Consider the following 5,758-nt stretch of genomic DNA (forward strand, 5'->3'; position numbering starts at 1 on the left):
TACGCCACCACCTCCGGGTACGGGCGGATCGCGTCCGCGACGTCGAGCAGCGCCAGCCCCATCCGGGAGGTGATGTTGCCGGGTGCGGAGAGCGTGAGCGTGTCGGCCGCGTTCTTCTCCCCCAGCCACTCCTGGAGGGTGTCGTTGAGCCACCACGTGGCCTCCATGCCCGCCATGATCGCCTGCATGCTCAGCGGATCGGCGAGGACCCGCTTGTGCTCCTCGAAGGCCTCCAGCAGGAAGTCGAACAGCGCCGGTCCGGTCCTGGTCCGGATGTCGTGCTCCAGCGCGGCGACGGACGCCCGGCTGCGCTCGATCAGCCCGGCGACGATCGCCGGATCGGTGTCGATCGGGGTGGGCGGGCTCCCGGCCGGCGGCCCGCCGGGGCCCGCGTCCGGGAGCGACGGGACGAAGCCGTCACGGTCGAGGACGGTCTCCAGCGCGTCCCTGACCAGCGGATCGCCCTTCCCCAGGACGTCCAGCAGGCCGGCGCGGCTCGCGGGCGAGGCCAGGCGCCGGGTGACGTCGACGAACAGCCGCCCGCCGGCCTCGTGCATCGGCACCATGGCCGTCAGCCGCCACATGGACAGCCCGAGCGGCCTCATGGGGTCGGTCATCATCTGCCCGTGGCCGACGGAGACGTAGACGTGGTTCTCCCCGTCGCCGGTCTCGGGGACGGGGAACAGCGTCGTGATCGGCCGGCTCTGGACGATCCGGAACCCGTCGTCGGCCAGGCACCATTCGACGTCCTGCGGGCGGCCGAAGTGCGCTTCGATCCGCCGTCCGAGCCGGACGAGCTCGACGGCCTGTTCGTCCGTCAGGGCCGGCTGCTCCTGCAGCCGCGGGTCGACCGGCACCTCGTGCGTCCCGCCGTCCGGCAGGGCGCGGACGGCGCTGCGCTTGGCGGCGACCGCCCGGCCGACGACCTCGCCGTGCCGCACCGTGAAGACGTCCGGGTTCACCAGGCCGGAGACCAGCGCCTCGCCGAGGCCGAGGCCCGCGTCCACGGTGGCGACCTCCCGGTTGCCCGTGACGGGGTCGGCCGTGAACAGGACGCCGGACACGTGCGGGACGACCATCCGCTGCACGACCACGGCCATGTCGACCGCGCGGTGGTCGATGCCGTTGCGCCGGCGGTAGGTCACGGCCCGCTCGGTGAAGAGCGAGGCCCAGCACCGGCTGACGTGCCGGAGGACCTCCGCCGGCCCGACGACGTTCAGGTAGGTGTCCTGCTGGCCGGCAAAGGAGGCCGTCGGCAGGTCCTCGGCCGTCGCGCTGGACCGGACGGCGCAGGCGGCCCGCTCGCCGAGCCGGGCGGCCGCACCGGTGATCGCCGCCGCGAGGCCGTCCGGGACGGCGGTCCCTTCGACCGTCCGGCGGATCTCCGCGCTGAGCGCGCGGATCGCGTCCCGGTCGTCCGGGTCCACCCGCGACAGCTCGTCGAGCAGCCCGTCGACCGCCGGCGCCTCCGCCAGGATCCGGCGGAAGGCGTCCGTCGTCACGCAGAAGCCGCCCGGCACGCGGACGCCCTCGATCCGCGTCAGCGCGCCCAGGTGCGCGCCCTTGCCGCCGACGAGCGCGAGCTGCCCCTCGTCGACCTCGTGAAGATCCACCACGTACTGCTCCGTCACCGGCGCCTCCACCTCCGTCGGACCTCCTGCCACTCACATGCCGTACCCCGTTTCCGCAGGTTGCGGCACCGGCCGACGATTCTCCGCCCCCACCGGGGCCTTGCGGCAAGCCCCCCGGCCCGCTGTACGGTGAGAGTGGCAAGGAGAGGGCTCTCCTTGCCTTCGTGTTTCCCGCCGTCCGGCGGTACCGGACCGGACGGACCGTCAGGGTGCGGTGCCAACAGGGCTCGAAGGGCCTACGCGAGCGCCGACCGAACGGTTGGTGTGCGATAGGTTGGCCGCCATGACCGACTTCGAACACGCTGCCTGGCCGCCCGCCCCGATCAGGACGGAGCGGCTCGTGCTCCGCGAGTCCGGGGCCGGGGACCGGGCGGCGTTCGTCCGGCTGTTCGCCTCGCCGGAGGTGGGCACCTTCATCGGCGGCCACCGGCCGCAGGACGAGCTGGAGCGCGCCATGCCCGAGGTGCCCGGGCGGCGCCCCGGCCTCTTCGTGGTCGACCTCGGCGGGGCGATGATCGGCATGATCACGCTCGACGCCCGCGACGCCGGACGTCCGGGCCACGTCCGCCCGGACGCCGGGGAGGCCGAGCTCGGCTACCTGTTCCTGCCGGAGTCCTGGGGGCACGGCTACGCCGCCGAGGCGTGCGCGGCCGCGCTCGACTGGTTCGCCGGGACGCGCCCCGGGGAGCCGGTGGTGCTGTGCACCCGGACCGCCAACGACCGTGCGATGAACCTCGCGGCGAAGCTCGGGTTCACCGAGGTGGAACGGTTCGAGGAGTACGGCGCCGAGCAGTGGTTCGGCGTGCGGCACTCCCGCGCGGCATCCGGCCGAGCAGCCTCCGACACCGCCTCCGCCTCGGACACCGAGGGCATGGCGCCGTCCGGACGATAATGGCCGGGGCCGCGGGCCTGCCGCGTCGGCGGCCCGGTCGACGGAGAGACGGAGGACGGATGACCCTGGAGGCGGGCCGGCGCGTGAGGCTGGCCGAGGACGTCGGGATCGGCGAGGCGGTCGCCGGGGAGCCCGCGGCCGTCGTCGGGTTCCTCTCGCTGGGCGCCGGGATCGAGGGCACCGTCGAGCGGGTGGACGGCGAGCTCCCGGAGAGCGACGGCGTGCGCGAGTACCAGCGGCTCAAGGCCCTGTACGAGGACTACGGACACACCATGCCGGAGGCGAGCCGGACCCGGCTGGAGGCGCAGATCGCCGGCCTGGAGCCGGAGTGGGCCGCACACCGGGAGCGGGGCGACCGGGTGACGGTCCGGGTCCGCTGGGACAACGGCTTCGTCCTCGACGGCGCACACCAGGACGTCCTCACCCCGCTGTGAGGGCGGACGTCCCGGTGCACCGGCGCCGGACGCCCCGGACCGGCGGCACCGTGACGTGCGGTCAGGCGAAGTAGTGGCCCTTCTCCAGGTCCTCGACGAGGCCCGGCTCCGAGGGGTGCCAGCCGAGCAGCTCGCGGGTGAGCGTGCTGGAGGCGGGCTGGTCGACGGCCAGGATCCGGCCGAGGAAGCCGAAGTCCTCGGCGGGGACGGAGGCGGTCGGCAGGCCGAGGTGGCGGCCGATCACCTCGGCGATCCCCCGGACCGGCACGCCCTCGTCGGCGACGGCGTGCAGCACGGACCCGGCCGGGGCCTGTTCGAGCGCGAGGCGGTACAGCCGCGCGGCGTCCCGGACGTGCACGGCGGGCCAGCGGCCCGCGCCGTCGCCGACGTAGCCGGAGACCCCCGTGCCCCGCGCGGTCGCGACCAGGTGGGCGACGAAGCCGTGGTCGCCGTCGCCGTGCACCGTCCGGGGCAGCCGCACGACGGACGGGCGGACGCCGCGTGCGGCCGCGTCGAGGGCCGCCCGGGCGTTCGCGTCCCGGCCGGCCGCGGGTGAGCCCGGGGCGGAGGTGTCGTGCTCGGTCGCGACCCGGCCGGGTACCGCGGGGGTGCCGGCGGTGACGACCAGGGGCCTGCCGGAGCCTTCGAGCGCGGCGGCCAGGGTCTCGACGGCGCGGGCGTCCGCCTGCACGGAGGCCTCGAAGCGGCTGAAGTCGTGGATGAAGGCGAGGTGGACGACCCCGTCGCAGTCGGCGGCCCCGGCGGTCAGGGCGTCGAGGTCGTCCAGGTCGCCGCGGAGCACCTCGGCTCCGGCGGCGGCGACGGCGGCGGCCGAGGAGTCGGACCTGGCGAGTCCGAGCACCTGGTGGCCTGCGCCGACGAGTTCGGGGACGAGGGCCGAGCCGATCCAGCCGGACGCGCCCGTGACGAATACCCGCATGGCGGTACCTCCAAAGTGATGACAGGTTCTGTCATCACAGTACAGGTGATGACAGGCCCTGTCATCACGTAGGATCACCGCATGGGTCGATGGGAGCCGAACGCACGCGGCAGGCTGGCGCAGGCGGCACTGGAGCTGTACGCCGAGCAGGGCTACGAGCAGACCACCGTGGGGGACATCACCGCCCGGGCCGGGCTGACCGAGCGCACCTTCTACCGGCACTTCGCCGACAAGCGCGAAGTGCTGTTCTTCGGCACGGAGATGGCGAAGGACCTGCTGGCCCGGACGGTCGCCGACGCACCGGCCGACGCCTCGGCGATGGACGCGGTGGGCGCCGCCCTCGAAGCCCTGGCCGCCGAGTTCCAGGAGAACGCCGACCGCGTCAGGACGCGGAACACCGTCGTGTCGGCCCACGCCGAACTCCGCGAACGCGAACTGATCAAGCTCGCCGGGCTCGCCGAGGCGATGGCCGAGGCGCTGCGCGCCCGCGGCACCCCGGACCCGGCCGCGAGCCTGGCCGCCGAGACGGGGATCGCCGTGTTCAAGGTCGCCTTCGTACGGTGGATCGACGACCCGGGCCGACCGGACCTGCCGGACGTCCTGCGGGCCTCGACCCGGGAACTGCGGACCGTCCTCACGGAGCACGCGTCCGCCTGAACGGGCCGCCACGACCCGGCACCGGCACCCCCCGCCGTCGCGGCGGCGACGGCCTGACTGGTGGCCGGACCGAGTGCGGTCGGTGTGACGGCACACATGACGGGACGCGTGGACCGCCGGTTCCCGGGCCCCGGCGTCGAACCGCGACGTGCCGCACCACCAGGGCCGGGACAGGGACCGGCGCCGTTCAGCCGCGGCCGAGGCGGGCGAGCCGTCGGAAGGTGAGGACGAGCGCCGCGGCCGCCACGGCGGCCGGCCCCGCGGCCCAGGTGGGTCCGACGGCCGCGCACAGGCCCAGACCGCCGGTGGCCGGGGCCGGCACGCCGACGGCCAGGGCCGGGAACCGCGGACGCCACCCGAGGCGGCGGACCGAGCGGCGGCTGCCGAGCAGTCCGTCCAGGGCCGGGTCGGTGCGGCGCAGGTGGCGTTCGATCCGGTCGAGGGTCCGCGCCTCGTACTCCGTCAGCGGCGTGCTCACGCCTGCCTCCCTCCTCGATCGGGTCAGAGCGGGCGACCGCCGGCACGGTCCGGCGGCCGGTCGGACTGCTCCGCCGGCCGGCGGGCCTGCGCGGTGGTCTCGCGGACGACCGTCCAGGCGTCGGCGACGGGGCCGAGGTGGCCGAGCTTGTCGGGGTTGAGCACCGAGCGGATCGTCTGGATCCGGCCGCCGAGGACGTCCAGCGCCAGCGTGCCGACGACCCTGCCGTCCCGGTCGCGGACGATCGCGCCGGGCTGCCCGTTGACGGTGTGCGGCTCCACCACGCGCCCCCGGGCCACCAGCTGCGGGACGAGCCGCCGCCCCAGGACCCCGCTCCCACCTGCCACGAACACACGCATGACCCTCTGCCTCCCGGTTCGGAACGTCGCTTCGGAACGTCGCTTCCGAACCCGGGACGAGACAGCCCGGCCGTCTGTGACACGGCCGGGCCGGTGCGTGGTCGTTCGCGGGAGCCCGGCCGGTGCTCCGGGTGTGCGCGCCGAGCGGCCGGGCGCCGGCCTGCCGCCGGTGCCGTCCCGGTCCGCGGCGCGCGGGCGACCGGGTCAGTGGCCCGCGGGGTTCAGGATCTCCTTCACGACCGCCTCGGTGCCGGACATGACGTGATGGGCGGCCCAGCCCGCCAGGATCAGGGCGCTGAACAGGACCCAGCCGCCAGGTCCGCCGTCCGCCTGGAGATGGCCCGCCTCGCCCGCGGCCCGCGCCCGA

Annotated in this window: 6 protein-coding genes and 1 pseudogene; 3 read left to right on the forward strand and 4 right to left on the reverse strand. The window is 75.2% G+C overall.

Features of this window, described 5'->3' with window-relative positions:
* The coding region (locus ABZ641_RS24045; RefSeq protein ID WP_359984759.1) for a phosphoenolpyruvate synthase at positions 1 to 1,631 on the reverse strand (1,631 nt) is incomplete at its 3' end.
* Between the two features lie 283 nt (positions 1,632 to 1,914).
* Here ABZ641_RS24045 and ABZ641_RS24050 point away from each other — a divergent pair.
* Positions 1,915 to 2,523, forward strand: a complete 609-nt coding sequence (locus tag ABZ641_RS24050; protein ID WP_359984761.1) for a GNAT family N-acetyltransferase — start codon at positions 1,915 to 1,917, stop codon at positions 2,521 to 2,523.
* 59 nt (positions 2,524 to 2,582) lie between these two features.
* Positions 2,583 to 2,957, forward strand: a complete 375-nt coding sequence (locus ABZ641_RS24055; protein WP_344626351.1) for a hypothetical protein — start codon at positions 2,583 to 2,585, stop codon at positions 2,955 to 2,957.
* A gap of 61 nt (positions 2,958 to 3,018) precedes the next feature.
* On the opposite strand, the gene ABZ641_RS24060 is transcribed toward ABZ641_RS24055, so the two are convergent.
* The gene (locus ABZ641_RS24060) at positions 3,019 to 3,897 is read right to left on the reverse strand and encodes an SDR family oxidoreductase (RefSeq protein ID WP_359984764.1); all 879 of its coding nucleotides are present in this window, start codon (positions 3,895 to 3,897) and stop codon (positions 3,019 to 3,021) included.
* Positions 3,898 to 3,978: 81 nt separating this feature from the next.
* Here ABZ641_RS24060 and ABZ641_RS24065 point away from each other — a divergent pair, with 81 nt between their 5' ends.
* Positions 3,979 to 4,554, forward strand: coding sequence for a helix-turn-helix domain-containing protein (locus ABZ641_RS24065; protein WP_344626349.1), 576 nt, complete (start codon positions 3,979 to 3,981; stop codon positions 4,552 to 4,554).
* 187 nt (positions 4,555 to 4,741) lie between these two features.
* Here the strand turns inward: ABZ641_RS24065 and ABZ641_RS24070 are convergent, their stop codons facing one another.
* Positions 4,742 to 5,032, reverse strand: coding sequence for a DUF3040 domain-containing protein (locus tag ABZ641_RS24070; RefSeq protein WP_359984767.1), 291 nt, complete (start codon positions 5,030 to 5,032; stop codon positions 4,742 to 4,744).
* Positions 5,033 to 5,055: 23 nt separating this feature from the next.
* Positions 5,056 to 5,310: pseudogene (locus tag ABZ641_RS24075) on the reverse strand (hypothetical protein); the annotation flags it as partial.
* Positions 5,311 to 5,758 lie beyond the last annotated feature (448 nt).

Source organism: Kitasatospora sp. NPDC007106 (genome assembly GCF_040634455.1).
Lineage (GTDB): Bacteria > Actinomycetota > Actinomycetes > Streptomycetales > Streptomycetaceae > Kitasatospora > Kitasatospora arboriphila.

Coding starts and splice junctions, on each gene's coding strand:
- ABZ641_RS24050 (WP_359984761.1), top strand. CDS start 1,915: ATGACCGACTTCGAACACGCTGCCTGGCCGCCCGCCCCGATCAGGACG.
- ABZ641_RS24065 (WP_344626349.1), top strand. CDS start 3,979: ATGGGTCGATGGGAGCCGAACGCACGCGGCAGGCTGGCGCAGGCGGCA.
- ABZ641_RS24055 (WP_344626351.1), top strand. CDS start 2,583: ATGACCCTGGAGGCGGGCCGGCGCGTGAGGCTGGCCGAGGACGTCGGG.
- ABZ641_RS24060 (WP_359984764.1), bottom strand. CDS start 3,897: ATGCGGGTATTCGTCACGGGCGCGTCCGGCTGGATCGGCTCGGCCCTC.